This is a genomic window from Agaribacterium sp. ZY112, from assembly GCF_041346925.1.
Classification (GTDB): Bacteria; Pseudomonadota; Gammaproteobacteria; order Pseudomonadales; family Cellvibrionaceae; genus Agaribacterium.
Window position 1 is genome coordinate 2,568,949 of the sequence record NZ_CP166840.1, and the last position, 26,454, is coordinate 2,595,402.

The 26,454-nt window shown below is 44.6% G+C and carries 26 protein-coding genes; 16 read left to right on the forward strand and 10 right to left on the reverse strand.

What is annotated here, in order from left to right; all coding sequences use genetic code 11:
• Positions 1–142: 142 nt before the first annotated feature.
• The gene (locus AB1S55_RS11185) at positions 143–967 is read left to right on the forward strand and encodes a sulfotransferase family protein (RefSeq protein ID WP_370978245.1); all 825 of its coding nucleotides are present in this window, start codon (positions 143–145) and stop codon (positions 965–967) included.
• 151 nt (positions 968–1,118) lie between these two features.
• Here AB1S55_RS11185 and AB1S55_RS11190 read toward each other — a convergent pair whose 3' ends face one another.
• Positions 1,119–1,904 carry a hypothetical protein gene (locus AB1S55_RS11190; RefSeq protein WP_370978247.1) on the reverse strand — a complete coding sequence of 262 codons (786 nt, stop codon included), beginning with the start codon at positions 1,902–1,904 and terminating at the stop codon, positions 1,119–1,121.
• A gap of 277 nt (positions 1,905–2,181) precedes the next feature.
• Between AB1S55_RS11190 and AB1S55_RS11195 the strand changes: the two genes are divergently transcribed.
• Positions 2,182–3,525 (forward strand): Nramp family divalent metal transporter, encoded by a 1,344-nt coding sequence (locus AB1S55_RS11195; RefSeq protein WP_370978249.1) that lies wholly within the window; start codon positions 2,182–2,184, stop codon positions 3,523–3,525.
• A gap of 42 nt (positions 3,526–3,567) precedes the next feature.
• Here AB1S55_RS11195 and AB1S55_RS11200 read toward each other — a convergent pair whose 3' ends face one another.
• A complete protein-coding gene (locus AB1S55_RS11200) occupies positions 3,568–4,425 on the reverse strand; it encodes a PA4780 family RIO1-like protein kinase (RefSeq protein WP_370978250.1) in 858 nt (285 codons plus the stop codon).
• A gap of 362 nt (positions 4,426–4,787) precedes the next feature.
• Here AB1S55_RS11200 and AB1S55_RS11205 point away from each other — a divergent pair, with 362 nt between their 5' ends.
• The 6 genes from AB1S55_RS11205 to AB1S55_RS11230 all read left to right on the forward strand — a co-directional run bounded on the left by AB1S55_RS11205 (position 4,788) and on the right by AB1S55_RS11230 (position 11,127).
• Positions 4,788–6,077 carry an aminotransferase class V-fold PLP-dependent enzyme gene (locus tag AB1S55_RS11205; RefSeq protein ID WP_370978251.1) on the forward strand — a complete coding sequence of 430 codons (1,290 nt, stop codon included), beginning with the start codon at positions 4,788–4,790 and terminating at the stop codon, positions 6,075–6,077.
• Positions 6,070–6,495, forward strand: a complete 426-nt coding sequence (locus AB1S55_RS11210; protein WP_370978252.1) for an iron-sulfur cluster assembly scaffold protein — start codon at positions 6,070–6,072, stop codon at positions 6,493–6,495. The genes AB1S55_RS11205 and AB1S55_RS11210 overlap by 8 nt, the downstream gene beginning before the upstream one ends.
• Positions 6,485–7,489, forward strand: a complete 1,005-nt coding sequence (locus AB1S55_RS11215; RefSeq protein WP_370978254.1) for an XdhC family protein — start codon at positions 6,485–6,487, stop codon at positions 7,487–7,489. The genes AB1S55_RS11210 and AB1S55_RS11215 overlap by 11 nt, the downstream gene beginning before the upstream one ends.
• Positions 7,483–8,157: an NTP transferase domain-containing protein gene (locus AB1S55_RS11220; RefSeq protein WP_370978256.1), complete on the forward strand. Its 675-nt coding sequence runs from the start codon at positions 7,483–7,485 to the stop codon at positions 8,155–8,157. Before AB1S55_RS11215 ends, AB1S55_RS11220 begins: the two co-directional genes overlap by 7 nt.
• Before the next feature lie 245 nt (positions 8,158–8,402).
• Positions 8,403–8,867 (forward strand): (2Fe-2S)-binding protein, encoded by a 465-nt coding sequence (locus AB1S55_RS11225; protein WP_370978258.1) that lies wholly within the window; start codon positions 8,403–8,405, stop codon positions 8,865–8,867.
• Positions 8,868–8,877: 10 nt separating this feature from the next.
• Positions 8,878–11,127, forward strand: coding sequence for a molybdopterin cofactor-binding domain-containing protein (locus AB1S55_RS11230; protein ID WP_370978260.1), 2,250 nt, complete (start codon positions 8,878–8,880; stop codon positions 11,125–11,127).
• A 143-nt stretch (positions 11,128–11,270) separates the two neighbouring features.
• Here the strand turns inward: AB1S55_RS11230 and AB1S55_RS11235 are convergent, their stop codons facing one another.
• The gene (locus AB1S55_RS11235; RefSeq protein WP_370978261.1) at positions 11,271–11,522 is read right to left on the reverse strand and encodes a TIGR02647 family protein; all 252 of its coding nucleotides are present in this window, start codon (positions 11,520–11,522) and stop codon (positions 11,271–11,273) included.
• An 897-nt stretch (positions 11,523–12,419) separates the two neighbouring features.
• Between AB1S55_RS11235 and AB1S55_RS11240 the strand changes: the two genes are divergently transcribed.
• The 6 genes from AB1S55_RS11240 to AB1S55_RS11265 all read left to right on the forward strand — a co-directional run bounded on the left by AB1S55_RS11240 (position 12,420) and on the right by AB1S55_RS11265 (position 17,275).
• A complete protein-coding gene (locus tag AB1S55_RS11240) occupies positions 12,420–12,692 on the forward strand; it encodes a BrnA antitoxin family protein (RefSeq protein ID WP_370978263.1) in 273 nt (90 codons plus the stop codon).
• Between the two features lie 230 nt (positions 12,693–12,922).
• Positions 12,923–13,150, forward strand: coding sequence for a hypothetical protein (locus AB1S55_RS11245; protein ID WP_370978265.1), 228 nt, complete (start codon positions 12,923–12,925; stop codon positions 13,148–13,150).
• 220 nt (positions 13,151–13,370) lie between these two features.
• The gene (locus AB1S55_RS11250; RefSeq protein WP_370978266.1) at positions 13,371–14,312 is read left to right on the forward strand and encodes an HlyD family secretion protein; all 942 of its coding nucleotides are present in this window, start codon (positions 13,371–13,373) and stop codon (positions 14,310–14,312) included.
• 22 nt (positions 14,313–14,334) lie between these two features.
• The gene (locus AB1S55_RS11255) at positions 14,335–15,309 is read left to right on the forward strand and encodes an ATP-binding cassette domain-containing protein (RefSeq protein ID WP_370978267.1); all 975 of its coding nucleotides are present in this window, start codon (positions 14,335–14,337) and stop codon (positions 15,307–15,309) included.
• On the forward strand, positions 15,306–16,415 hold the full coding sequence (locus AB1S55_RS11260; protein ID WP_370978268.1) for an ABC transporter permease: 1,110 nt from the start codon (positions 15,306–15,308) through the stop codon (positions 16,413–16,415). The genes AB1S55_RS11255 and AB1S55_RS11260 overlap by 4 nt, the downstream gene beginning before the upstream one ends.
• Before the next feature lie 440 nt (positions 16,416–16,855).
• On the forward strand, positions 16,856–17,275 hold the full coding sequence (locus tag AB1S55_RS11265) for a globin family protein (RefSeq protein WP_370978269.1): 420 nt from the start codon (positions 16,856–16,858) through the stop codon (positions 17,273–17,275).
• 102 nt (positions 17,276–17,377) lie between these two features.
• Here the strand turns inward: AB1S55_RS11265 and AB1S55_RS11270 are convergent, their stop codons facing one another.
• Together AB1S55_RS11270 and AB1S55_RS11275 are read right to left on the reverse strand one after the other, a co-directional pair.
• The gene (locus AB1S55_RS11270) at positions 17,378–18,268 is read right to left on the reverse strand and encodes a U32 family peptidase (RefSeq protein ID WP_370978271.1); all 891 of its coding nucleotides are present in this window, start codon (positions 18,266–18,268) and stop codon (positions 17,378–17,380) included.
• On the reverse strand, positions 18,265–19,260 hold the full coding sequence (locus tag AB1S55_RS11275) for a peptidase U32 family protein (RefSeq protein ID WP_370978272.1): 996 nt from the start codon (positions 19,258–19,260) through the stop codon (positions 18,265–18,267). The genes AB1S55_RS11270 and AB1S55_RS11275 overlap by 4 nt, the downstream gene beginning before the upstream one ends.
• Before the next feature lie 135 nt (positions 19,261–19,395).
• On the opposite strand from AB1S55_RS11275, the gene AB1S55_RS11280 reads away from it, so the two are divergent.
• Complete coding sequence (locus AB1S55_RS11280) at positions 19,396–19,989, forward strand: SCP2 domain-containing protein (protein WP_370978274.1); 594 nt, start codon at positions 19,396–19,398, stop codon at positions 19,987–19,989.
• Positions 19,990–20,039: 50 nt separating this feature from the next.
• On the opposite strand, the gene AB1S55_RS11285 is transcribed toward AB1S55_RS11280, so the two are convergent.
• From AB1S55_RS11285 to AB1S55_RS11305, 5 genes are read right to left on the reverse strand one after another with little or no spacing between them, the layout of a single operon-like run.
• Entirely contained in the window at positions 20,040–20,339 is a 300-nt protein-coding gene (locus AB1S55_RS11285; RefSeq protein WP_370978275.1) for a DUF1330 domain-containing protein, read from the reverse strand.
• A 58-nt stretch (positions 20,340–20,397) separates the two neighbouring features.
• Complete coding sequence (locus AB1S55_RS11290) at positions 20,398–20,967, reverse strand: hypothetical protein (protein WP_370978277.1); 570 nt, start codon at positions 20,965–20,967, stop codon at positions 20,398–20,400.
• Positions 20,968–21,020: 53 nt separating this feature from the next.
• Positions 21,021–21,464, reverse strand: coding sequence for a hypothetical protein (locus AB1S55_RS11295; RefSeq protein WP_370978278.1), 444 nt, complete (start codon positions 21,462–21,464; stop codon positions 21,021–21,023).
• 19 nt (positions 21,465–21,483) lie between these two features.
• A complete protein-coding gene (locus tag AB1S55_RS11300) occupies positions 21,484–21,903 on the reverse strand; it encodes a hypothetical protein (RefSeq protein WP_370978280.1) in 420 nt (139 codons plus the stop codon).
• 60 nt (positions 21,904–21,963) lie between these two features.
• Entirely contained in the window at positions 21,964–24,045 is a 2,082-nt protein-coding gene (locus AB1S55_RS11305; protein WP_370978281.1) for a hypothetical protein, read from the reverse strand.
• A 456-nt stretch (positions 24,046–24,501) separates the two neighbouring features.
• Between AB1S55_RS11305 and AB1S55_RS11310 the strand changes: the two genes are divergently transcribed.
• A complete protein-coding gene (locus AB1S55_RS11310) occupies positions 24,502–26,430 on the forward strand; it encodes an RHS repeat domain-containing protein (protein ID WP_370978282.1) in 1,929 nt (642 codons plus the stop codon).
• Positions 26,431–26,454: the final 24 nt, after the last annotated feature.

A 26,454-nucleotide genomic window follows, 5' to 3' on the forward strand; every position in this document is an offset into this window, starting at 1 on the left:
ATGGATGTGGATCTTTGTTAGGCTCTTTCTATGCATTCTTATAAGCGCCTATAAACTATTAAATCTCTATCTACAATCATAATAATATGTCTTGCTATAGGTACTCTTATGTGTATCTTGGCTGCAAATAAGGTGAAGAATAGTGGGTCATTCTGTCGAAACACGTGCTAATGGTGTGTATGTTAATCTTGATGTGCTTTTAGCGAAGTACTGTACTCATATTCCACCGGAGGAGCTTGATTTAGCGATTAATATCTCTAAACGTTATGGCTACTTGTTTATTTCAACTCCTAAGTCGGGGTGTAGTAGTGTGATATCAACCCTTCAAAAGCTGGAATTGCAACGTCCTTATAAAATATGGCGCCACCCTATAGAGATTCATGATAAAAGCGTGTCGCCTTTGTGTGGTGCCCATGAGTTGGTTGATTTTGATCGATTTCTTGTTGCTCAGCCCTTTACCTTTACCTTTGTACGAAATCCTTACACTAGAGTTTTATCTGCGTACCTAGAAAAGATATGTGGTGGGTATTCTAGTATTCAGCGAAAGCAGATACTTCTTCAGCTTGGCCATAATTGCTCTGATGATTTGTTTGACGTTTCTTTTGTTGATTTTTTACGGGCAGTTTCAAACCAACCTGTTTCTACCATGGATGTACATTGGATGCCCCAATATTATGTGGCTAGCCATGATCGTATGCGTTTTGATTTTGTTGGTAGGCTAGAGTCGATGGATAGAGACTTTAGGTTTGTATTGTCTAAGATTTGTAATGATTTTGAACAATATATTACTTGTGAGCAGCGCCACGGGAAAAACGCAAACGATAAAATTAGCCGCTATTATACAGACGAGGCTGTTAGTTTGGTGAAAGAGATCTATGCTGTTGATTTTAAACACTTTGGCTACAGTTTAGAATTACCTATTACTGCTGAGAAAAAACATAAAAAGCTTGCTGAAATCGAGTTCTAACCTTATAGATCTCGTGTCTCTATGACAGTTTATTAGAGACTGTGAGTTATTTTAGCTTTTGACCTTCTTATCAATTAAGACTTGCGCTTAGAGGTATCACTTTTAGGGTGCGTACTTATACTTAAGTTGGATCAGAAGTTTATTTTGAAGCCTACTCCGAAACAATCACCGTAAACGCAGCCCATTGTTGGCCGTTACTGCGGGTAAAGTCGGCTTCACGCACTTGCACCATAAGCTCATAATTACTTTCAAAAGTTTGGCTATCAAAAGACTTATTTGCAATAGTCAGGCTTGCTGGTTTGGGGTGTGCCAAGATGGATGATTTTAGGGAAACAAGGGCCTTTCCTGCTTGAATACCCTGAAAGTCTAGGCGCAGTTGCCCTAGATTAGGGCTAATATGCCCGAGTTCCCAGCTATCGCCGACATAAACTTTTTTTGATGAAGCAACAAAGTGAGGCCGGCTACAAGTTCTAATGCTTGAGGCTTTTACTAAGCCTAAGTTGTTGAGGGTGTGCTCTGTAAGTACTCCTACAGCTTCGCCATTAGCGTTAAGAGTATAAGAATCAGCATCGGGATTGATGTTCATATTCAGTTTTCGCTTAGGCCATTCAGGTGGTTGGGCTGCACTAATGACTCGTTGCGCGATTACTCGGCTACCGCTGCTGCAGCTGGCCGTAAAGTCAGTGGTCTTCCCTAGTTCGTTAAAGACAAAGAACTTTTCGGGTTCTAATTGCAGTTCGGCGGATGAAAAAGCATTTTGAGCTTTGGGGAAGAGTTCAATAGGGACATAAAGGCAGATAGTAACAAGGGTAAGGCTGCCTGATGCTAAGGAGAGCTTTTTGTGAATGGGTTGAAAAATCCATGTGACCAAAGCGGCTGCAATAATGGCCGCGGGTACACCAACGTCACCTAGGCTTGTAACTAAGCTAGCATCCATTTATATATCCTTATATTTGAACAAGTTGTTCTAACGCTCGTTGCAAGTCTATGGCCTTATTATGGAAGGGGCTATAGGGCTCTTACTTTACGATGGCTGTATTACATGTGACACTTACTCCTATTACACGATCTTAACTCTCTACCACTTGTATCTGCGCTCTTAATATTCAGTGCTAAGGGGCCTTAATGCTGTGGCTAAGTCAGCCTGTAGAGAAGATGCTTAAGTTCGTGTTAATAGACACTAAAAACTAAAAATAATTCTAATAGATACCCATATGGATCAGTACACTCTCTCGGCTAAACATATTCAAGCAGCCCCTGCGAGCTTTAAAGAACGTTTAAAGCATCTTGGGCCATCTTTAATTCTTACCGCTAATGTGGTCGGCTCTGGTGAGCTGATCGTAACCACAACCCTTGGTGCCAAAGCAGGTTTTATCTTGCTTTGGGTTGTTATTCTTAGCTGTATAGCCAAGGTAGCTATACAGCTACAGTTTGGAAAACATGCAATATTAAGTTCGCAGACAACACTTGAGTCGTTTAATCAGCTTCCGGGGCCAAGATTACGCGGGCGTTCTTGGACAGTTTGGACTTGGTTAGGTCTGAAAAGTTTTCAGATGGTCCAGTACGGCGGCATTATTGGTGGGGTGGCTTTGGTGCTGAATTTGGCTATACCGGCACTGCCGATTAGTGCTTGTGCGATACTCGTTGGTTCTCTGGCTGCATTTATGTGTTATCGCGGTGATTATCCTTTTATTGAAAAATTTGCGATTACTTTAGTTGGGCTCTTTAGTATTTATACCGTATATACAGTGTGCTCGGTGCAATTTACGGAGTTTAAAATTGAGTGGTCAGATATTGCTTCAGGCTTAGAGATGAACTTACCTCTTGCGAGCCTTGGTCTAGCGATGGCGATGTTTGGTATTACCGGCGTCGGGGCTGATGAGATTATTTCTTACCCTTATTGGTGTTTAGAAAAAGGCTATGCGCGTAGTGTTGGCAAGCGTGACAATACCGAGGCTTGGACTTTGCGCGCCAAAGGTTGGCTCAAGGTAATGTACCTTGATGGAGTGCTTTCGCTGTGTATTTATTCGCTTTCAACGGCTGCGTTTTATTTACTTGGTGCATCGGTTTTACATTCGCAAGGCTTGGTTCCTGAAGGCGGAGAGCTTATCTCAACTTTATCTTCAATATATACCTCCATACTTGGTGACTATGCTCATTATATTTTCTTAACTGGGGCTTTTGTTACTTTATTTTCTACCTTGTTTGTTGCCGGTGTCTCCGCTACACGTATGTTTGCCGATGGTTTTGCGCAAGTGGGCTTGCTTGATTATTACAACGAAGAGCAGCGCTCTAAGGTAATTAAAGGCTTGGCTGTGTTTGTCCCACTGCTGTGGACGGCTTTATTTTTATTCTTTCAGGCACCGGTGCAAATGGTGGTATTTGGGGCGCTGGCTTTAACCTTGATGCTAGTACTTGTGGTATTTGCAGCGATTTGTTTTAAACGCGACCCCGCAGAGAAACTGATACCTGCCGGCTTTATGTTTAATTTCTTGTTTTGGGTGAGTGTTTGCGCTTTGCTATTTGTTGGTGTTCATTCGCTAAGTAAGCTGTGGTAGAGCAACCTACTAGAGCGGGGCAGAGTGCTTCTCTGCCCCTGTTTACAAACCCTCATTGGCGTCGCGAATACGCTCTTGTTTTTCTTGCTCTTCTTCAAAGGCGGCCTTAATTTCGGCAATCACTGAGTCAACATCAGCACTGGCTGCATCATCTTTAAAGTTGCCGCTTAATTCGCTATTAGGCTTGAGCTCACCTTCTTCATAAAGTGCCCACATCTCTTTAGCGTATTGGCTTTGTAATAGGCTAGGCGCAAATTCACCATAATAGCGACGCATATTATTTACATCGCGCTCGAACATGGCTTGGGCGTTATTATTGGCAGCGGCATTGACGGCTTGAGGTAGGTCGATAATAACGGGGCCGTACTCGTCAACTAAGACATTAAATTCCGATAAATCACCATGTACGATACCCGCACAAAGCATCAGTTGGATGTAGTGCATCATCAAACGATGATCTTCAAGCGCTTGCTCTTCAGACATCATGACCTCGCCTAGGCGTGGTGCTACTTCACCATCTTCACCTGTGACAAGCTCCATTAGCAGTACACCATCAATACAGCCAAAAGTATCAGGTACACGCACACCGGCACGGCTTAAGGTTGAAAGAGCATCCACTTCGGCATTTTGCCAAATTTCTTCCTGTTGCTTGCGGCCATAGTTAGATCGCTTTTCCATAGCACGGGCTCGTCGGCCGCTGCGAACTTTACGGCCTTCTTGGTACTGGGCTGCTTTTTTAAAACTGCGTTTTACCGCGTCTTTATAAACTTTGGCGCAACGAATGTGTTCACCACAGCGAACGATAAAAATGTCGGCTTCTTTGCCGCTCATGAGACGGCTGATGACTTCATCTATTAAACCATCATCAACAAGAGGCTGTAGGCGTTTGGGTGTTTTCATGTATCTAGGGGTACTTATAAGCGTGTAGTGATTCTAATCGATAAGCGCGTTGTGCGCTTTCTCTCTGAGTTATTAGGCTTGTTAAGTGGCTTATTATGCTAAGCCGCTCTTTATACAAACCTGTTTTCTATTCGAAATGGTCTTCATTAGTCTAAGCGCTAGTGAATTCAGTCATGTCATTAAGGTTGCTCTCTTTTTATTGCTCTTCAAGGTATGCGTCATTATAGAGCTTTTGTCTTTGACTTATCGCTGGGGACGCTGAGTAGGGTATTTATCGTCTATTCCAAGCCATTAAGCTCATTTGACTGTGCCTTTAAGATCATCATGTTAGCATCTTAGTTTTACATGTTGGGGCTCTTTACGTGGGCGCAATTGATATAAGTGGTATTAAGAAAGCATTTTCGGTATTTGATACTGAGCCTGAGCTTATCTATCTAGACAGCGCTTCTACCGCCTTGGTGCCTCGATGTGTCAGTGGACGCGTCTTTGATTATTTGCGTTATCAGCATGCTAACAGTGGGCGTGGTCAGTACCGTTTAGCCGAGTCGGCAACTCGTTTAGTGCGTGATGCTCGCTCAGCCGCCGCACGCTTTATTGGAGCTGAAAGTGCCGATACGCTGGCTTTTTGCTCCAGTGCCACAGAGGGCATTAATATGGTGGCCTCGGGCTGGTTGAGTGAGCGCCTTAAGCCTGGGCAAAATGTGGTGATCAGTGCAGCAGAGCATCATGCTAATTTGCTGCCTTGGCAAAAGGTCTGCAAACAAGCATCTGCGCAGTTGCGGGTGGTTGATTTAAATGCACATGGTCAGGTCGATTTAAACCACTTAAAAGCACTCGTTGATGACAATACAGTGCTGCTTGCCATGTCTCAAGTGAGTAATGTTTTAGGTGTGATCAACGATGTCAGTGCTTGGGCTGCTATTGCTCATAAAGTGGGGGCCCGACTATTAGTTGATGCTTCACAGGCTGTGGCTCACGTTCCTGCTAGTGTGGCGTCTTGGGCTTGTGATTTTTATGTCTTTTCTGGTCACAAGCTCTATGCTGGTCCGGGTTGTGCGGTGTTGTATGTCTGTAAAGCTGCGCAAACAGAGTTTAAACCCACACGCTTAGGTGGTGGTATTGTGACTGAGGTAGATTGGCAGCAAGCCAGTTTTATCCAGGGGATTGAAGTTTATGAGGCCGGTAGCCCTAATATAGCAGCCATAGTGGCTTTGCATGCAGCCATTGATTTTATAGACTCCATTGGTTGGCAGAAGATATTAGAGCACGAGCGCGTGTTAATAAGCTATTTACTGGGCAAGTTAAATAGCTTAGATTTTGTTCAGCCTTTGCTGAGTTGGGATATCAGTGCCAGCGATGTGGGAGTTGGTGAGAATACTAAGGCAGAGCTGCCCGTGTTAATCAGTTTTACTTGCCAAGGTTTACATAGCCACGATTTGGCCTCGTTACTTAATGCAGAGAATATAGCTTTAAGGGCAGGTTTGCACTGTGCTCAACCCTTGCACAAACAGTTAAATGTAAGTAACTCAAGCCGAGTGAGTTTGGGTTTATATAATAATAAAGAAGATATGGATTTATTTATCAAGGCTTTATCGAGGGCCTACGAATTATTAGCTGTCGTCAATGAGCCAGTAGGTATGGTGAATGAGTGAGCTAGCCCTTTATCAGCAGCAACTGCTGGCCCTACATAAGCAGCCCTTTGGTTTTAAACAAAAACTAGAAAACGCTGAATATAAAAAGGGCAGCAACCTAGCATGCGGAGATGTGATCGAACTGCAAGTAAAGCGAGAAGGTGATGCTATTAAAGCAGTGGCCTTTGATGGTGATAGCTGCGCTATTTGTCGCGCCTCAGCCAGCCTTTTATGTGAACATCTCGCTGATACGAATGTACAAAATGCGCGTACGATTTATAAGGCCTTGCAAGGGTATTTCTCAGAAGAGCAAGATCAGCTTCCAGAGCCTTATAAAGCGCTTACGCCTATTCGAGCGTTCCCAGTGCGAGTTCAGTGCGCTATGTTGCCGTGGACGTCTTTGCTCGAGCTGTTAGAGAGTAAAGAACATGCAAACTAGTTATCGTGAGCTGTTAAGGGCCTTTGATAAACAGAAGAGCTATGTGCTGGCCTGTATTGTCAGTACCCGTGGTGCAAGCTATCAAAAAGCGGGTGCGATGATGTTAATCACCGAGCAGGGCCGTTGTTATGGTTTGTTAAGTGGTGGTTGTCTGGAAGCCGATATCGCCCTGCATGCTAAACACGTTTTTTCTACCGCCGAACCCAAACTCTTACATTACGATTTAAAAGGCGAAGAAGCCGTGCTTTGGGGCTTGGGAGCTGGTTGTGAAGGCGAAGTTGAATTAGTACTTCAGCTTATTAATCCCGCAAATGCATTTTTATATTTTGATCGGGTATTGGCTGCACTTTCTGGTGGCGGGCAAGGCTGCTATAAATTAAGCCTGTGCACCAACAAAGCTGAATATGTAGAGGCTCAACAGGCTGAATGTGAAGACACCATAGCTCAAAATACCCATAAAGAACTGCTAGATCAGCGACAGGATAAAACGCAGAACAATACACTGTGTATTCCCGTTGAAGCCGCACCTTTAGTGGTGATTGTTGGTGCAGGCCCCGATGTTGATGCACTGATCACTATGATCGAGCAATTAGCGTGGCGCGTAAGAGTATGTGACCACCGCGAAGCACAGTTGCAACGTTTTTCTTCAAAATTTGAAACCGTGTGCTCTACAGCATTGTGTGAACACAGTTTAAGTGGGGCTTCGGCTATTGTAATTATGAGCCATAACTTAGCTCGTGATCAGCAAGCCCTAGCGTTGGCTCTAGCCTCATCGCTTAATTATATTGGTTTGTTGGGGCCAGAGCAGCGTAAGCAAAAACTGCTTAAGGCCTTGGGGCTTACCAATAAAGCTCAGGACAAGCGTTTACATGGGCCCATTGGTCTAGACCTAGGTGGGCGAGGCCCAGAAGCTATTGCTTTAAGTATTTGTGCTGAACTGCAATTGTTCTTTTCTTCATCACAGAAAGAAAAGGCTTTAGCTTACTTATGTTAGAGAGGCTTAGTCTAACGTTATTGGCTGCAGGTCAGTCATCGCGTTTAGGGCAAAATAAGTGTTTATTAGCTTGTCTTAACACGCAGGGTGAAGATAAAGCACTGTCTGCGCATTTTGATGTTGAGCCTTGGATTAGTCTTAAGCTTAAGCAGTTACTAGCTGTGCAAGCTCATTATCAGGGGCGTTTGGACATTGAGCTTGTTGTGGTCTTGGGTTTTCAGGCTCAAAGTATAAAAGACCAGCTAGCACCGCTTATAAATAAACTGAGTGTGCTAGACAATGAACAGTGGCAAAGTGGAATGGGCTCAAGTGTCAGCCTTGCTGCGGCACATGCGCTTAATACAAAAAGCGCTTTATTGATCGCACTTGTCGATCAGTGGCAGCTTGAAACAAGGCATTATATTAGCTGTATTGATGCTTGGCGGGCCAGTAGTAAGCCGATAACACATACAGTGAATAAAGCTCGTTCTGCTCTTGGGCCACCACTTGTTTGTGAGTTTGAGCATTTAGAATTATTTTTGAATTTACCGGCTGATGTTGGTGCGCGTAGAGTGCTTAAACAGCATGCTAGTTTATGTGAGCAAGTAGCGCTCGACCGTGCCTTTGTGGATTTAGATACAGAAAACGATCTAAAGCTTTTTAGAACGCACTTTCCAGAAACTCATTAAGAATAGAGGAAAGAGTAGAGAAAATAATAGAGAGCCCTGTTAATTATACGGAGAATTAACAGGGTGAATTAAACGTACAACAAGCGCACTTAGTGGATGGGCTAAGTGCACTTGCTAAATAAGTTAACCCTTGTAGTAAGGCTTGTTTTAAGTTTTTTGTGGGTCTTTGGGTTTACGCTTGTAATGTACATGTTAGCTAGGTGCGATCTAGGCATTAAGCTAGATGTTAGATAATGGGGGTTGAGATGATTGAGTTTGAATTAAACGGAACAAAGCAGCGCTTAGATGTAGATGAAAGCATGCCTTTGTTGTGGGCTTTGCGCGATGTGCTTAAACAAAAAGGCACTAAATTTGGCTGCGGTAAAGGTTTGTGTGGTGCATGCACGGTGCATATTAATGGCCAGCCTATGCGATCCTGTTCGTTACCTATTTCAAGTGTGCAGGGTTTAAAAGTCACTACTATTGAAGGTTTAAGTAAGGATGCCAGCCACCCCGTTCAGCAAGCTTGGACTGAGCTGAATGTTGCGCAGTGCGGTTATTGCCAAAGTGGGCAAATGATGAGTGCTGCCGCCTTATTAGAAAAGGTAAAACAGCCTAGCGAGCAAGATATTGTCAAGGCTATGCAAGGCAATATTTGCCGCTGCGGTACTTACCCGCGAATTAAACAAGCCATTAAATTGGCAGCTGATTTAGCTGTTGAAGTGAAATAGGAGAAGGCGAATGAACCGTATTGAAAATATCAGTCGCCGCAGCTTATTAGCCGGTGTTGCTAAATCATCACTTGTGCTTAGTGCAAGTATTCCTGCAGCCACGATGGTTCCGCGTGTTTTAGCCGGTGTCAACGAAAGTGAACTGCTATTTAAACCCAGCGTGTATTTAGAAATACGCAAAGATAATACTGTTGCCGTTATTTGCCATCGCAGTGAAATGGGGCAGGGGGTGCGCACAAGTATTCCTATGGTTGTAGCCGATGAACTAGAAGCTGACTGGAATCAGGTTGAGGTGATTCAGGCCCAAGGTGATGAGAAATACGGCAGTCAGAATACGGATGGTTCCAGTTCCATTCGCAATTTTTATTACGCCTTAAGAGAAGCCGGTGCAACAGGTAAACAAATGCTAGAGGCCGCAGCTGCACAGCTGTGGGATGTCGATGTTAAAGACTGTAAGGCCCAAAATGGTTTTGTTTATGCTGGCAATAAAAAAGCCCGTTTTGGTGACTTAGCTGAACTTGCAGCAACTCAGCCAGTACCTAAAAAAGAAGAGCTGAGTTTAAAAGAAAAAAGTGATTTTAAGTTTATCGGCAATAAAGCTATCAAAAACGTGGATGCGGATGTTATTGCCAGTGGTCAGACTGTTTTTGGTATCGATGTTGAGTTAGAAAACCTACATATTGCTTTTATACAGCGGCCGCCTGTACTGGGTGCGACGGTTAAAAAACTGGACTCAAGCCAAGCGCTTAAGGTGCCCGGTGTTGTTAAGGTAATAGAAATTCCAACGGGGCAGGAGCCATTAATCTACAAGCCCCTTGGTGGTGTTGCGGTCATAGCCACGAATACCTGGGCGGCGATGAAAGGCCGTGAAAAACTAAAGATTAGCTGGTCTGACAGCCCACATGCTGTGTATAACAGCGCGGCCTATCGTAAGCAGTTAGAAGCCGACATTGATATCGTTACTGAAACCCATCGCACTAAAGGCGATGTTGATACAGCCTTTGCCAATGCCGAACGACAGTTTGAACAAAGTTATTATATTCCTGATTTAACCCATATGCCGATGGAGACACCGGCTGCTGCGGCTATTTGGCATAAAGACGGGCGCGTAGAGGCTTGGGCTGCAACTCAAAACCCGCAAGCTGCTGTTGATAATATTGTGCAACAGCTCGGAGCCAAAAAAGAAAATGTGGCTGTGAATGTCACCTTAATTGGTGGTGCTTTTGGGCGAAAAAGTAAACAAGACTTTGTGGTCGAGGCGGCCTTATTAAGTAAGGAAAGTGGCCTGCCTATCAAGGTGTGCTGGACACGCGAAGATGATGTTAAAAATGGCTATTATCAGGCATGTACTTATCAGCGTATCCGTACCGCTATTGATAAAGACGGTGCGATAAGCGCTTGGCGTCACAAAGATACGGGCCCAGGTATTCGCTCTTTGTTCACCAAAGGCGCATCGGGTATCGCGTTTGAATCCAATCTTGGTATGAAAGACATCCCGTTTGATGTGCCCAATATTCTCTCTACCAGTGGCCCAGGACCCGCACACGTGCGCTATGGCTGGATGCGCTCGGTGAGTAATATTGGTCACGGTTTTTCGATAGGCAGTTATGTTGATGAACTTGCGCGTTACTTAGGCAAAGATACCTATCAATTCTGGTTAGAGTTTATCGGCAAAGATCGTCATATCGATTTCACTAAAGAAGGTGCCGATTATTTTAACTACGGTTCTGATATTGCTTTATTTCCCTACGATACTCAGCGCCTAAAAGCGTGTTTAAGTAAAGTTGCAAGCATGAGTGCTTGGCCTCAAACCTTACCCAAAGGGCAGGGTTTGGGTATCAGCGTGCACAGAAGTTTTTGTACTAATGTCGCCTGTGCGGTAAAAGTGGTGACTAAAGGTTCCAAAATTGAAGTAGAGAAAGTTTGGATGGCGATGGACGCAGGCGTTGTTGTTAATCCAGAGCGTGCTGCAGCTCAGTTAGAGGGCTCGGTCATCTTTGCCTTAAGTTTGGCTTTTTATGGTGAGCTAACAGCCAAAGACGGGGTCATAGAGCAAAGTAACTTTGACGACTATGAGCAGCTGCGTATAGCGCAGTGCCCAGAAATTGAAGTTGCCATTATTGAAAATAACGATAGCCAAGCAGGTGGTGTAGGTGAGCCAGGTGTGCCGCCTGTAGCTCCGGCATTGTGTAATGCAATTTTTGCTGCAACAGGCAAACGCTATCGAGAGCTGCCACTTAAAAACTACGACATCGTTTAATACCTACTAGGCTCAGCGTTACGCGCTGTACTGAATAGAAAAGAGTATGGCTTTAAGCTCATACTCTTTTCTTTAGCTGAGCTTGATGACAGAGCGATAACGCGTAGATAGATACCTTGCAATAAGGCGAATTAAACAGTCACTTATGTCACTGGTAGTTCGGGTTTTGATGTCAGAATAGTCATTGATCGTTGCAGGTATTCAGCACTTTCCCGGCCTAGGCTTGTTAGATAACCACCATCAACGTGATCGGTTAGGCCTTTTTCATACAGGCGCTGGGCAGCAGCAATAACGGATGCGTCAGCAGTGCTGTGAATTTTTAAGCCGACTTGTGAGCTGCTTAAGTCAAATTGCAGCAATAGGTTGATTTCTTCGATCAGTTCTGTGGCAATCATTCGTGGACCCTTTATTGTTTTTTCTTGATGCCTTGATTCTGGCATGTCGGTAAAAGTGAGGTAAAGCGCTTGTTCAGCTAAGTGAATAATAGCCTGCCTAGATCAAATACTTATTTAGCTGCTAGCCCAGCTTAACTTCTTTTTAGTTTTGAGTGAAACAGGCTTAGGTCATTACTTATCACCTGTGTACTTGCAGCGCCTTTAAGGCTTGGCTTATAGGTTTTAGCAGGCCTTAGAACTCAGACCCTTAAACTACAGGCCTAGAACACTGTAAATAGGGCATGGTATGGGCTGTAGCCGCTTTGCTATCGCTCTTGGTTCTGGCTGCTTTTACCCTAGCTGCCTTCCCGTTTATGCGTCTACTTCTAGGCAAGCGCATGTGCCCTTGTCCCTGCCTATAGCTATGCCCCTATTACAAGCTGTGCTAGTGGCTCTATGTAGCCGAAATCATTGTCTTTATTGGTCTTTTTAAAGCTCCTGTCAGCCTTTTGGCACCTCTTTCATCTTGTTTTTGGCCCTTTGCATAAGCGGTCAAATGCTTGGCGTTTGTGGTCAAGTTGGTAAGTACGTTTTGACCGAAACTAAGTTCAAGCCAAGTAAGGACGAGGCTGTAAACCAACAAGGTGTTTCTTATGAATTCTTCAGTACTACATCCTACATTTTGCGTTAGCTGGTCAGAGTCAGATAAACGATATGTCGGCCTATGTATTGAGTTCCCGGAGCTGCAGTGGATGGATGAAATCCCAGAAGTTGCACTAGCAGGAATCCGGAGCTTGGTTTCGGATCACAAGCAAAATGCCTCACTTGCAAAACTGTACGAAATTCAACATGTCTTCGACGACGAGTTTTTCGTATTTCAACCTGTAGATGGATTTACTCAACTTATGCGGAGTTTAAATGATGAACATTATTCGAAAGGTTAGAGGTAAGCAAAAGCGTGCACTTAAGAAGTCAATCACCATTCGCCTAGATGCCGATTTGGTCGAAGTGCTACGAGACTCAGGTAAAGGCTGGCAAACGCGTGTTAATGACAGTTTAAGAAAGGTGTATCTTGCTAATAGCGATGATGTTGCGCCGGCCAATGACGAAGGAGCTATGCCTAGCGCTTCCACAAGCAGCTCTGAAGCTGAAGTAAAGCCAAGAGTTCCGTTCTCTGAATTGGTTTTATAAGTAATGATAGGCTTTTGTTGATTATGTAAGCTGTAAAAAGGGTAAGCAAAGGGCGCCGTGATGTTAGCGCTCTTTGTTTACCCTTTTTTAGTTCTAGGGCAGGATATTAAACGGCGATTCCCCTGTATTGTCTTCTATTTAAGGCATGTCTAGATTCAATGCCATTAACTCAGTTAGACTAGCTGCCAAATACATAGCTTGATCGGCTTATTAGCTGGAGGGTACTTATTATGTTAGAAGGAACTAGGCTGCGTTTATTATGTGGTTTTCTATGTGTGTGCTTTATTGTGAGCGGCTGTTCAAATCAGCAGCTGTATAGTGCTGGGCAGAGCAATGAGCGTTCTAAGTGTGTCGATGAGCCTTATTCGACCTACGATGAATGTATTGCCCGTACTGAAAAAAGCTATCAGGAATATAAACAAGAGCGCGATATGTTGTTAGAGGACGAAGAGTCTTAAGCGCCGTTCTGTGTTCTACAAAAAGTATTAGCCCATTTATGTCGGCTTTATTTTTGTTTCAGTTCCTGTTCCCGTTTGTTGTTTAAGTACTGTTGTATTTTACGCGCAACTGCTATGTTGCCGGTTTATTTCATCTTCTAATAGCTCTTTTTCTAGTGAATGTTTACCTGCGAAAAAGGCCTATACACAATGACAGTTAGCTTGCATCCAAGGAGGGCGCATGTTTCGCCTTATTATTCTTTCTCTGTGTGTTCTTTTGGCGGCGTGTAAAAACGATGCGTCATCTGCTCTGGGTACTTTGGAGCGTGACCGCATATTATTAAAAGCCACCGCCTCTGAAATTATCATGCAACAGCCGATACAAGAAGGCAGCATGGTTAAAGAGGGCCAATTACTGCTTCAGCTTGATGATAGGCGTCAAAAAGCCATAGTGGCTAAGGCTCAGGCCGATTTACAACAAGCCGATGCCAAGTGGGATGAGTTGCGCAACGGTGCCCGTGTTGAAGACATTAACGCTGCCCGAGCCGATGTTAGCAACGCCCAAGCGGCGCTGACGGTGGCTGAAAAAACCTATAAGCGCGCCCATGAGTTGCGGGCAAAGAAACTGAATACCCAAGCCGAATTAGACCAAGCCATCGCTCAGCGTGACTCAAGTGCTTCGCTATTAAAAAGCGCCGAGCAGCATTTATTGGTGCTCACAAATGGCACTCGTAAAGAAGAGCTTGATCAGGCCGAAGCAGCGGTGAGTGCGGCTAAAGCCATGCTCGAATTAGAGCAAATTAAACTCGATGAGCTCAGCATTGTTGCCAGCCGCGATGGCCGCTTAGATAGCCTACCTTGGCATCGAGGCGAGCGGGTACTCAGTGGTTCAACGGTGGCCGTTATCTTGGCCGATGATTCACCTTATGGCCGTGTTTATGTGCCTGAGCCGTGGCGCTCACAACTCAAAGTGGGTGATATTCGTAACATGCACGTCGATGGTATTGAACAGCCTATCCAAGTGCGCTTACGCTGGGTTTCTTCTGAGCCTTCTTTTACGCCGTATTACGCATTAAATGAAAGCGATAGAGCGCGTTTGGTGTATATCGCCAAGTTTGATTTGCTCGAATATAAAGACCTTGCCAGCGGGCTCCCTGTTGAAATTGATATGCCAGCGCCTTAGGCCATTAGCAAAAGGTGCTGTTATGCCAAGTAATAAAACAAGCGATAAGCCAAGTGATAAAACAAACAGCAAGGTGGCGGATGAACATTTGGCCATCTTGGCCTCGGGCCTAGGTAAACGTTTTGCTGACTTTAACGCTGTTGATGGTTTAAACCTTGCTATACCCAAAGGCAGTATTTTTGGCTTTCTTGGCCCCAATGGTTGCGGTAAAACCACGACTATTCGCATGCTTTGTGGCTTGTTAAGCCCCAGTTGCGGTCAGGTTAATGTACTGGGCATGAGCTTGCCCAAAGAAGCCGAAGCCTTGCGTATGCGTATAGGCTATATGACACAAAAGTTTTCTTTATACGATGAATTAAGCGTTGAAGAGAATTTGACGTTTGTGGGTGATATTTACGGCCTTGGCAAAAAGAGTTTAGCGGCACGAATAAGCGAGCTCTTAGAGCAATTTTCCCTTGGTGATTTAGCCTCAAGGCGTGCTGGTAATATGAGTGGCGGCCAAAAACAGCGTCTCGCTTTAGCGGCTGCAACCGTACATAAGCCTGAAGTCTTATTTTTAGATGAACCTACGGCATCGGTTGACCCTGAAAACCGCCGCGCATTTTGGGAAAAACTGTTTGAGATTGCCGATAGTGGCACCACCATCTTGGTGGCAACCCACTATATGGATGAGGCCGAGCGCTGCCATCGCCTTGCCGTATTAGAAGCGGGGCAATTACGTATAGAGGGCTCACCTGCGCGTTTAGTCGAGCAGTTAGAGGGAAGAGTGCTTGAGGTTCGTGCCGAGCGTCTAGCCGATCTCAAGCAACAGTTACGTAAACTTAGTTCGGTAAAAAGCGTCAGCCAAGCCGGTGCAGCTTTGCGGGTGTTGTTGGAACCCGGTCAAGCCGATTCCGTATTGGCAAGCTTGCATGCCCACGGTGATATCGATGCCCAGCTAGCGCGGCCAAGTCTTGAGGATGTGTTTGTTTCGGTCACTAAAGGAGAGCGACAATGATCTTAAGCTTGCAGCGTATTGTCGCCATTGTTAAAAAGGAAATGGCGCAGCTAAGCCGCGATAAAATGACCTTTGGCATGGTGGTGATGATTCCTTTTATTCAACTCCTGCTATTTGGTTATGCCATTAATACCGATGTGCGCAATATTCCTGTGGGGGTGGTGAATTTAAGCAATAGCAAAGCCGCACAGATTATCGAACAAGCCGTGGTGGCTACACAGGTCGTGCAAGTCACCCATTATTATGAAACCCCAAAAGAAGCCCAAAATGCCATTGTTAACGGCGAGGTAAGGGCGGCTTTGGTATTTCCTCGTGATTTAAGTCAGCGCATTGTTGAAAACGAAGTACTGGCTCAATGGATGGTGGATGGTTCAGATACGGTATTAGGTTCGGCAATCTTAGCTTTGCGCTCTATGCCTATGCAGCAATTGTTTTACGATCCGGCTTTAGAGCAAGGCAAACAAACACCGACCTTCGAGGTGGCGTTATTTTTTAACCCTACACGTCGTTCGGCCGTTAATATTGTTCCGGGCTTAATTGCGGTTATTTTAACCATGACCATGGTTATGTTTACCGCCACTGCTATTGTGCGTGAACGCGAGCGGGGTAATTTAGAGCTGCTGATTGTCACACCGATTAAACCCATAGAGCTGATGCTCGGAAAAATAATCCCCTTTATTTTTATCGGTTTATTTCAGGCAACACTGATTTTGTTCTTAGGGCATGTATTAATGGATGTGCCTATTGCAGGCTCTTTGTTTCATATTTATGCGGCGACCTTGCTCTTTATTGCCGCAAGTTTGGTTCTGGGCTTAATTATTTCAACCATCGCCAAAACCCAGCTACAAGCAATGCAAATGACGGTGTTTATCTTATTGCCCTCGATACTCTTAAGCGGTTTTATGTTTCCGTTTGAAGCCATGCCTAAGGCTGCGCAATATATTGCAGAAGTGCTTCCGGCTACCCATTTTATGCGTATGATCCGAGCAACGGTATTACGTGGGGCAGAAGTGCAGTCACTTGTACATGACGCACTCGCACTGATGTTTATCTTTACGCTTGGTTTGATTGTCGCAGCGAAGCGCTTTTCTAAAAGCTTGGATTGATGGTTTTTTGAGAGCAAGGGTCTTAGCCTTGCCTTTAAAGCTGCTCTGTTTGGCTTGTTTATTCCTATGGCGCTATCTATTCCATCGTATTGACTGTTAACCATCGTTAATTCAAGGTGTTTTTAAATCTTATCTTTGAATGGAAATAGGTGATGGTTTAGGCCTGGAACAGAATGGGGCTGGCCCATGGAGCATCCATTCTCAATGGCCTGTATGGAGTGGTTAGCTAGCCAGTTTAAGACTGTGTTGTGGCATTTTAAAGCTAGCCCTTGGTGTTCTGCACATGATTTGTGCATTGTTTTGTTTGGCTAATCGCTCTTTTGTTTAAGTGGGCCGCGTATTCGCTTTATTTGGGGGCTGTACTTGCTGCCTATAAGCTTGGTTTGGTTTTTGCTGATCTGAATCTGTGTATCAATAAATTCAAATTAGTGAGATCGATTATGAGTCCAGAGCAAATTGCGCTTGTGCAAAGCAACTTTTCTAGTGTGGAGCCTATAGCTGATCAGGCGGCGCAAATTTTCTACACGCGTTTGTTTGAAATTGCCCCTGAAGTAAAACCCATGTTTAAAGCAGATATCGCTGAGCAGGGTAAAAAATTGATGAGCATACTGGGCGTGGCAGTAAAGGGCTTAAATGATATAGATAGCTTACTCCCCGCTTTGCAAAACCTTGGCAGAGGGCATGCCAGTTACGGTGTTAAAGAAGAGCATTTTCAGCCTGTAGCGGAGGCTCTATTGTGGACTTTGGAGCAGGGGCTTGGTGATGCATGGAGTGAAGAAGCAAAGGACGCTTGGACGGCAGCGTATATAAGCTTAACGATACCTATGTTAGAGGCAATGAAAGAGCTAGAGCCCGCTTAGTTTGGCTCTACAAAAGTCCGGCCTAATTTTTGTTTTAAGTTAGGCCAGCGATATGACAAAGAGTCTACGCTCTCATGGGGCAAACAGCAGCCCCCATGATTTTTACATCAACACTTCAAGCTGATCTTCAACTCGTTTCATGCCTTCGCTGCCATACCAATAACCGTTGCAGTGATCGCGAATAATGCTTTTAGTGCTATTGCCGTCTATTGCTTGGCGATAACTGTGAAGTACGGCTTCCATATCAAAACGGCTTGGACTTAGGCGAATGGCATCGACACCGAGGCTTTTCATCTCTTCAACTTCTGAGACTAAGTCCATCACGGTACCTGATAGGGTTTGAATGCCATTAATAGTAAAAAGCCTCTGGCCTTCTTGGCTGTCAACTGCAATACCCTCGGGGTAATTCAGGCATATTTTTTCACAGCGGTCTTTAGGCTTATCTAAAGCGCGGGCTGTAAAGCAGCGTGCCGATAGGGCCAGAGGCAAATAACCGTGGGCAAATACTTCTGTTTTTATATCTAATTTTTCTTCTTGAATGACGTTTAAGAAAGGTATCAGTTCTTTTTTACCTAGCTCCACAGGTAAGGTCCAGCGCTGTAAGCCGTCTTCTCTTAATATCTTTAAGCACTCAATATTATAAATATTAAGAAAGTGGCCGCCAGAGAAGCTGAGGCCCGCTTGGTGGAAAATCTCGGCTGCGCCAAGGTCATTGGCTTCTACTTCAAAACCTGCATCACAAAGTTTTTTAATGCTGTTAAATTCGGATTCAGACTCAATTAAAGCTAAGGAGCTCAGTACAACTTCCTTGCCCGCAGCTTGGAGCTCTTGAGCTATTTCTAACCAGTCTTGGCTGCTAAGTTCACGCCGTTTAGAACAAACCGTTTCACCGACAATTATTCGTTCAACCGGCCACAAGGCGGCCTGTTTGTAAAACTCGATGACTTGGGCTTTAGGCCAATAAAAAGGAATAGGGGCTAGGGTTAGTTTCATTGCCAAGCTCTCTCGTAAGCGCCAATAGTGGTTTGAGCGCCTTCAGAAAGAGCGCTTAGTTCTTTGGACCAATGTTCATCAACCGTAAATGCATCGGGCTGATTTTTATAGCGGTCTAAGGCTTCGCGCCAAACCGACACTACTTTGGCAACATAAGCAGGGCTGCGTTGGCGACCTTCTATTTTTAAGGCTTTCACACCGGCTTCATGTAAGCGTGGAATAAGGTCTAAGGTGTTTAAACTGGTTGGCTCTTCAAGGGCGTGGAAGCGTTTGTCATCTGCATCAAAGCGGCCTTTACACAGGGTTGGGTAACCGGCTTTTTCTTCGGGGCTATAAGAATCGATAAGCACATTGTTTAAACGAGACTCAAGCTGGCTGCCGTTTTTTTCCCACTGAACATATTTAGCTGGAGAACAGGCACCGGCTGTATTGGGCGATTCACCACACATATATGAACTTAAATAACAGCGGCCCTCGGCCATGACGCACAAACTACCAAAGGCGAATACTTCTAAATCGACTGGGCTTGTACGGCACAGCGCTTTTACTTGGCGCAACGATAGCACTCGTGGTAACACAGCACGTTTTATATCAAAGTGTCGTTTGTAAAACTGTAGGGCGCCGGCATTGGTAGCCGAGGCCTGAACACTTAGGTGGAGATTTTGCTCTGGGTGACGTTCACTGCAGTATTTAAGTACGGCGGGGTCGGCCGCAATAATGGCATCAGCCCCTAGGGCAACCGCCTGATCAACACTGTATTGCCACTGGCCAAAGTTGCTAAAGTTGGCGTAGGTATTAATAGCCACATACAGCTTTACCCCGCGATCACGAGCCACACTTAAGGCTTTGGCTGCAGCTCGGTCATTAAAGTTCAGGCCTTCAAAATGGCGGGCATTGGTTTCGTCTTTAAAGCCGATATACACCGCATCGGCACCGTTTTCAGCAGCAGCTTTAAAGGCATTGAGGCTGCCAGCTGGGCAGACAAGCTCCATAGGGCTTCCCATTTGTGTTAAGAATCGCAGCAGTCTAATCGGCTGGCGCCGACGCTTGTTGACGCTTATCAAGCTAAGCAAGCCTGCTCTCGTTAGACTGAGTATTTAAAGCAAGTAGTCAGAGGGGGATAAAAGGTGAGTGCAGCGCAAACAATCAACAGCGACGAAGCTAAGATGGGCAATGGTCTAGCTACAAAGCCAAGTGAAGGCGTTAAAAAGGCCCCAGTCAATACCATTGCCGATAAACTCATGCGCTTTGCTAAAAAGATAAAGCCTTTACAGCGCGCCAGTAAACCTGCCTTAAGTGTATTGCATGCGGCCCCGTTTCCTGTGCAAAAAAAACTGATCGAAAGCCTGCTTAACGATGCCTTAATCACGCTGATTGATGATGGTGAGCTCGACTTCTTGCAAGAGAAGAGCTGCGCTATTCGCCTAGAACACAGTAACTTAAGTTGGGTGCTGAGCTTTGATGGAGCGCGTCTATGTGTCTTGAATCAAGCTGACTCGGATGTCTGTATCAGCGCCACCAGTGTCGGTTTCTTAAAACTGATGAGCCAAAGTGTAGACCCAGACACCTTGTTCTTTGAACGTGAGCTGTTGATAGAGGGGGATACCGCTTTAGGTTTAAATATCAAAAACCTACTGGATGCCCTCGACTACGACGAACTGCCCAAGCGCTGGGCCAAGGCTTTAAGCTCTTTGCGTTATGTATTGAAGCAGGAGCTGTAGTGGCTGGGGCGAGCTATTAACGTGGCTGGGTTTTATTATAAAGGTGGCTGTTATTCTGTGCCGTTTTCTACGCCTACAAGTAGGAATTTACTGCTAGAGCCATTTAGCCTTGCTGTGCGATAAGGCAGGTATTCTTCTGAGTTGTAAAACGCTAAAGCCACCTCTTTAGATGGGAATTCTACGACAACTGAGAACTGAGGCTTATTATCCCCCTCAATCAGTTCAATATCGTCAGTTCGAGTTAGGTATCTAGCGCCAATCTCGGCAAGCATAGGTGTGACTTGCTCGGTATAGGCCTCTAACCAGGAAGGGTCGGATATATTGGTTTCTATGATGGCTAATACAGGCATAGCTTGCTTCCTTTAGGTAGTATAAATATATCCAGCGGTTTAACTCGTTGTTTTAAATTTAGGTGCGTGAGTTATCTCTTGTATTTTTAGCATGAGCTGTTGAAACCACACCTTTAATCGACTGCCATGAAAAGTAAGACATCATAGAGCCAAAAAATACCGCATAGAAGATAAACAAAAGCATCATTATGCTGATCGAGTTATGCCCCATGCTGGCTAAGTTTATTACTGTCATCATGCATGCGTAGGGCAGGCCATAGTGTAACAAGCCTGTGCTGAGCAGGTGATGGATAAAGCCTTTTTCGAATTTCTTTTGAGTTTTTTCTGGGTCAGGATATCGGATGGCGTTATCACCGCCAATTAAGGTGCCATCTATAAATATTTGGCAGCCAGTACCAAGGCGCCCCGTTTTTTGTGCCATCCTCACTTCAATGTTTCTCTCTTTACCCGAGAGGGTGTGATTGACACTGATGTTAGAGCACATGCGGTACATGCTGCCTTTAACGTGCTCCACAAGTTCGCCATCTATCTCAAGCGCCTCACTCGTGCGAGGCGGGAATAACGATACCTTGTTGATGGCTTTGATTTTGTGGCCTTCAAAATCGACTTCCCATAGTTTATCTTTCATAGTCTTCCTTGCTTAGCCCATTGGCTGCTTTTGTTTTTCCGTTTGTATCGCCATTATAGAAGCGAACAATCACTGCGCTCGCCAGTATTAAACACGGCGATCAATGAATAACGCATAAAACCTGAGCAGGTTGTTAAATAGTTACTGATCAAGAAACGTATATTATCGGCGTGTTCATCTGCATGTGCGAGTTCATCTAAGCCATTAAAGTAACACTTAATGACAATGGGTCCGTCGTTTTCTTTTTTGTCATCCGTAACAACAATAGTCAGGGTCGGATGAATAAGATTCCACTCGCACAAATAATACTGAGATTGTTCATCAATATTCTCACTCAGATAAGAGACCGACTTATCAATGCACTGTGTTACGGCGGTTTTAAGGCTGGCATCATCAGTGCTGTGGCATTCAGAGCGATAGACATGATATTTACGTGAATCGGGAGCTGATACTTCGGACGGGGAGAGAGCGGTGTGTTTTTTCCAAGTTAAGGTCATGTATATTCTAAGCCACTTCTTAATCTTCTATTGGTACGTCTATGGCGCCACGCATTAAAATTAGGGAGTCGTTACCGAAGCTGATGATGGCTTCTTCGTAATCTAATAGAACTCTTAGTTTACTTGCGGGGCATTCTGGCCCTGCGTTTATTTCTTCCCTGCTGATCTTTCTGTCTTTAAAGTTTGTTATTACCCCAAAGCCAGCTTTACCACCCCTGAAACATTGAATAAAAAACTGCTGCCCTTCATCGTTAACAGTCACAAGTAAATTGATTCTTTGTGCTGTTTTTGAGTGTAAGTGTTCTTTTAATCCTGAGTGTTTTTCTAGCACTTTTTCCGTATTGCTAAAACTTCCTGAAATGGGTGTCATTGACGCCAGAGCTGCTGTTGGCATTAACGGTAGAGGCAGAGCTAAGCTAAGTACTTTAATTATTTTCATATGTTTGAATTATACCTTGGGGGAGGGTACTTACTCTGCCCCAAGGTATCGTGCCCTAAATCAGATCTTGTTATAACGATAGATAAAGGCTTCTTCAGTGCCTGCACTAAACAAGCACTGGAAGCTTTGGTCTTCTACATTGAGCATATAACAACGGTCAGCTTGGTCTTTTTCTACTTTAAGTTCTTCGTCGCAAGTTAAACGTGTTTTTGTATCAAAGAATTTAAAGCTTAATTTAGTGTTTTGCTGCTCCCATGTGTATTTTGTGTTGTAGAGCTCACAGCTATTTTTTTCATCCTTTTCTGTATAGCTACCGCTGCCATCGCTGTTGATGACTTCCATGCCGGTATATTCCCATTCGCAATCATCGTTTAAGTATTCAATTTTATAGTTTCCACCAACATTCAGCTTGGCTGTCTCTAGAGCTTCAACACTGCCGCTTAGGCCCATTACAAGGCCATTTGGGCCAGTGTCGTAATTCAGCATAAAGTCCATTTGCATTTGGCGCATAAACTCACGTAGTTCTTGCTTGGCGGCACAGCTTTGGGCGCCGGTCACGCTTATAGGCAGAGCATCCATGACTGTGCTGAGTTTACGGTAGTTAAAGCCGGTGGCGATCAGGCCGTTGGCTTCAAGTGCTTCGTTACTGAGCTTTTCAGCTTCGGCGCTTGCTTTATCACCAATAAATACAGCTATATGTTTACCTTTAATAGCCGCTTTAAGCTCAAGCTCGGCTGGCACCATGGGTAATACCACAGGTACGGCGGTGCCATCGTCGGGCAGTTCTAAGTTTGCAAGTGGTGGCAGCATTTTTGCCATTTCAGCGGTAGTGCTTGGTTGTTCAGCGGCCACACTAAACAGCGCATCGACTTTACTTGGGTTGAATTCAGCGTCTAGCTCAACATCAAATACCGACAACCCTGCACCTTTAACTCCTTGCACCATGCCCATGAACATGCCAAGCATGGCAGGGTTGCCTTGTTTGGCCTGTTCTTGAGCTTGTTTAAAGGCATCCGATTTAAAATCGGCCTGCACAAAAGCGCCCCATAAATTCGTTAAACTGAGTACTAGGTTAGAGCTGTCTACCGCAGCGCCAAAGCTAAAGAGCTTATTGCTTACAGAAAGCACGTGCTTGGGTAAGTGGCCGCGCAGTTTGACGAGTTCATCGGTCACTACCGTGTTGTTAATTTCGAGAATAGCGTCGAAGTCCATCAGCATGGTATTGCCTTTTACTTCTAGCTTTTTGTAACCAAATACCCAGCGCGGTACAGCATTGGCAATGCTAAGAATGTCGGCCTTAAGCGCTTCGTCGTTTAGGCTCTCCAGCTTGGCTACGCTATCAGCGGGAAGGTAGCGCACCATATCGCGGCCAAGGTCACTGTTGTTTAAATCGAGAAGCTGCTTTGTTAGGTTTTCAAAATGGATATAGCCATCCATATAGGGTTGAAAGCCATATTTTTCTCGCATGGCGCTAATCGCGCCGCTAGAGGCGAGATTATTTTTCGGGCTGCTAAGGCCAAGGCGCTCTTTGACTGTGGCTGGGTCATCGTTTTTATTTAATAGGGTAAGTGTGGCGAAGTTGTCATCACGAGCGATAACAAAGTCGAAACTAGTTTCATCATCTAATTCACTAAGCTGCCAACGTTTAAGAGTAAGCCCTTCAAAGGTTTCTGTTGTATAGGTCCAAGTACTCTTTTGGGCTGCAGCTTCCACAAGTTGATCAAAAACTAAAGCATCGGCAAGCTTGGCGCGCATAACGGGCACAATGCCGTGGCTATAAAATACACCAGGCCCACCTGCGGCCAAACCGTATTTATTGATTAGCTCGCCAGCTGTTGTACTGCTAAGGCTGGGTTTTAAAAACAGCTCAAAGAAAAACGCAATCGCTGGGTTGTCGGCCCCCATATCTTCGATAGAGTCCATCGTGGCTTGTTGCGAAGGCGTGCCCATGCCAACTGGGTAGTTCTGCATCAGCTTGGCAAGCTCGTGGTTGCCTGAGGTACCAAAGAAATAGACCGTATCAGCGGGAACTTGGCTAAGTAGGGCATCATTACCAGACTGGTTTTGAAATGGGTTAAGGTACCAAGTGGCACCTGCGGCAATAACTACAGCACCAACTGCGGCGCCAATCCGTGAGAACATGGTAAGTCCTTTATAAGTAACTGAATTAATAGGTCATTTTGTGGCAGTGGCGGGGTATTGGCAAGCTGCTTTGGTGTTAAGCGGGATTTCTTGGTTTGGCTCTGTTGGGGGGAGTGTTGTTTTGAGTGCTTGAGCTTAATAAAAAAGCTGAATTAATCAAGTTTGTTACGTATATTTTTTCAAAGAACGGCTTTCTTTGGCAAGGATTAAAAATAAAGGTGTGTCTGTTGTAACATCTGTTGTTATTTCACAAGTTAAAGCCTAGATAAATCGGTACTTTGATGTGATATATTGTATTATTTTTTCTCATCTTGGTCTTAGTGTTGTTAGCGTGGGATGCGCGGTTTTCTTTGGGTTTATAAGTCATTGAATACTTGTTTAACACGGTTTGATATATTGTCGTTAGGGGGCTGAGAAAGCAAAGTAATTACTTTTGGTTTTTAGAAGGTTTTTTGTATGTGTAAAAGTTTATTTCAGCTATTCGCACTGATACTGTTCTTTGCTTTGGGGGCGAACTGCCTCGCTTCTACAAGTTATTACATAATAATGCCCTCTAACGGTAGCCCAGAAAAGTTTCCATCAGCACACGCTGCCTGCGAATCTTATCGCTCTTTGATTGAATCGAGTCATGCGGTCTCTAACCCGCATCTTTCGTCTGCTATTGATCGAGCTCCTGATGAAAATATTCCGCCTCGGTTAAAAGAGTCTTCTCCCTGTATTATCAAAACTAGTGGGACGCTTGATGGTAATACTACTGAGATATTTAATCAGGTATTTATCTCCCGAGGTGGTTGTTATGCTGGGCGTACCCCTATATCTGGTGCTACTTATCCGGCTGAACCAGGTGGCTGTCAAGATGAGAAGATCTGCCCTTATGGATATATTTCGGATCCAGGTAATGAAGAACAGTGTGTTAAACAGTGTATTGTAGGGCTTAATTGTTATGACCAGCAGCAAAAGAATAGCTGTCTTTCAGTTTCCTCTAATCCTATTGACTTCATTGATGGTGATAAATACAGAAGTAAGAGTGTTATATCAATAGGTTCGTATTTTCCAATTGACTTGGTTTTTCATTACACAAGTAATAAGGGCTTAGAGCGTGGAAGTGGTGTGAACCTTCCTCTTGCTGATGTGTTAAGGGGAGTTCGCCCCCAGGCTATAAAAGTATTAGGTGTGGCTCAGAAAATTACTGCTAAAGCGTATATGTCAAATAACAGTTGGGTTCTTCCTTCACCTGATGGCTTAGACACAAGGCTAATACAGCATCAGTATTGGCGTCATAATTATTCATACTGGTTGAGAGAAGAGGAGGGGGTCTATAAATTTTATATGCCTCAGGGGGACCCTCTGCTATTTTCTGCTCTTGATCAGAGCTCTATTTCAGATGTTAACTACACGCTGACAAAAAATGTGAGTGGCTTTTCTTATAAAGTGAGTGACGCAAGAAACTTGAGAGAGTATTTTTTTGATGAGCGAGGTCGATTGCAAGAGGTTCAAGATCAAAAAGCGGGTGCCGCTCATGTGCTAACTTACGTCGAGCGAAGCTACAATGCGCAGACGGGGAGCAGCTACGATATTGACAGAGTAACCCACTCTAATGGTAGCTATATTGAGTTTAGCTATGATTCTTATGATGCCGAACCTTCGGAGTTTTCTTGGCTGACAAGCGCGCAGGTGTATTTCCCTATCATGCTGACTGATAGCTTTGGTCGTAAAGTGGATATTAGCTGGGATAAAACACACTTAGGAAGCATGCAAAAAACTAAGCTTATTACCAGTATCAGTGTTCCTTATATAAATCAGGTTTCAGCTAAGCGTATCTACGAGTATAGAGATGACAATTTCGCGACAGCTCTCACTCATATATATGACCAAAGTACATCAGATGAAAGCTCTAAAAGGCTGTATGCACATTTTGAGTATGATGATCTTGGTCGCGCTACTTACAGCGCATTGGCTGGTGGAGCTGACGCTATTCGTGTTGCCTATACCGATGAGTTTAATAGAATAGTAACCAACGCTTTAGGCAAAGAAACATCTTATGTTTTTGAAGAGCTAAACGACGTTGTACGCCTAAAAAGCGTAACGGGCGAACCGACAGCGGCTTGTCAGCAAAGTGATTTTACGCTTACTTATGATGCAAAAGGCTTTGTGAGTCAGAAAGCCCACAATGGCCAGATTACAAACTACGAGTATGACCACGACAGAGGTGTAGAGATATCACGTACTGAAGCGGTTGGCACCGTGCTTGAGCGCACGATCACCACCGAGTGGCATCCAAGTTTAAACCGTATAACTAAGGTAATTGAGCCTGAACGCACCCTTGTGTTTCATTATGATGAAGACGGTCGGCTTGTTTCAAAGGAAAGCTTATTAACAAACTAGGTTTTGTCTAGATCTGTAGGTATA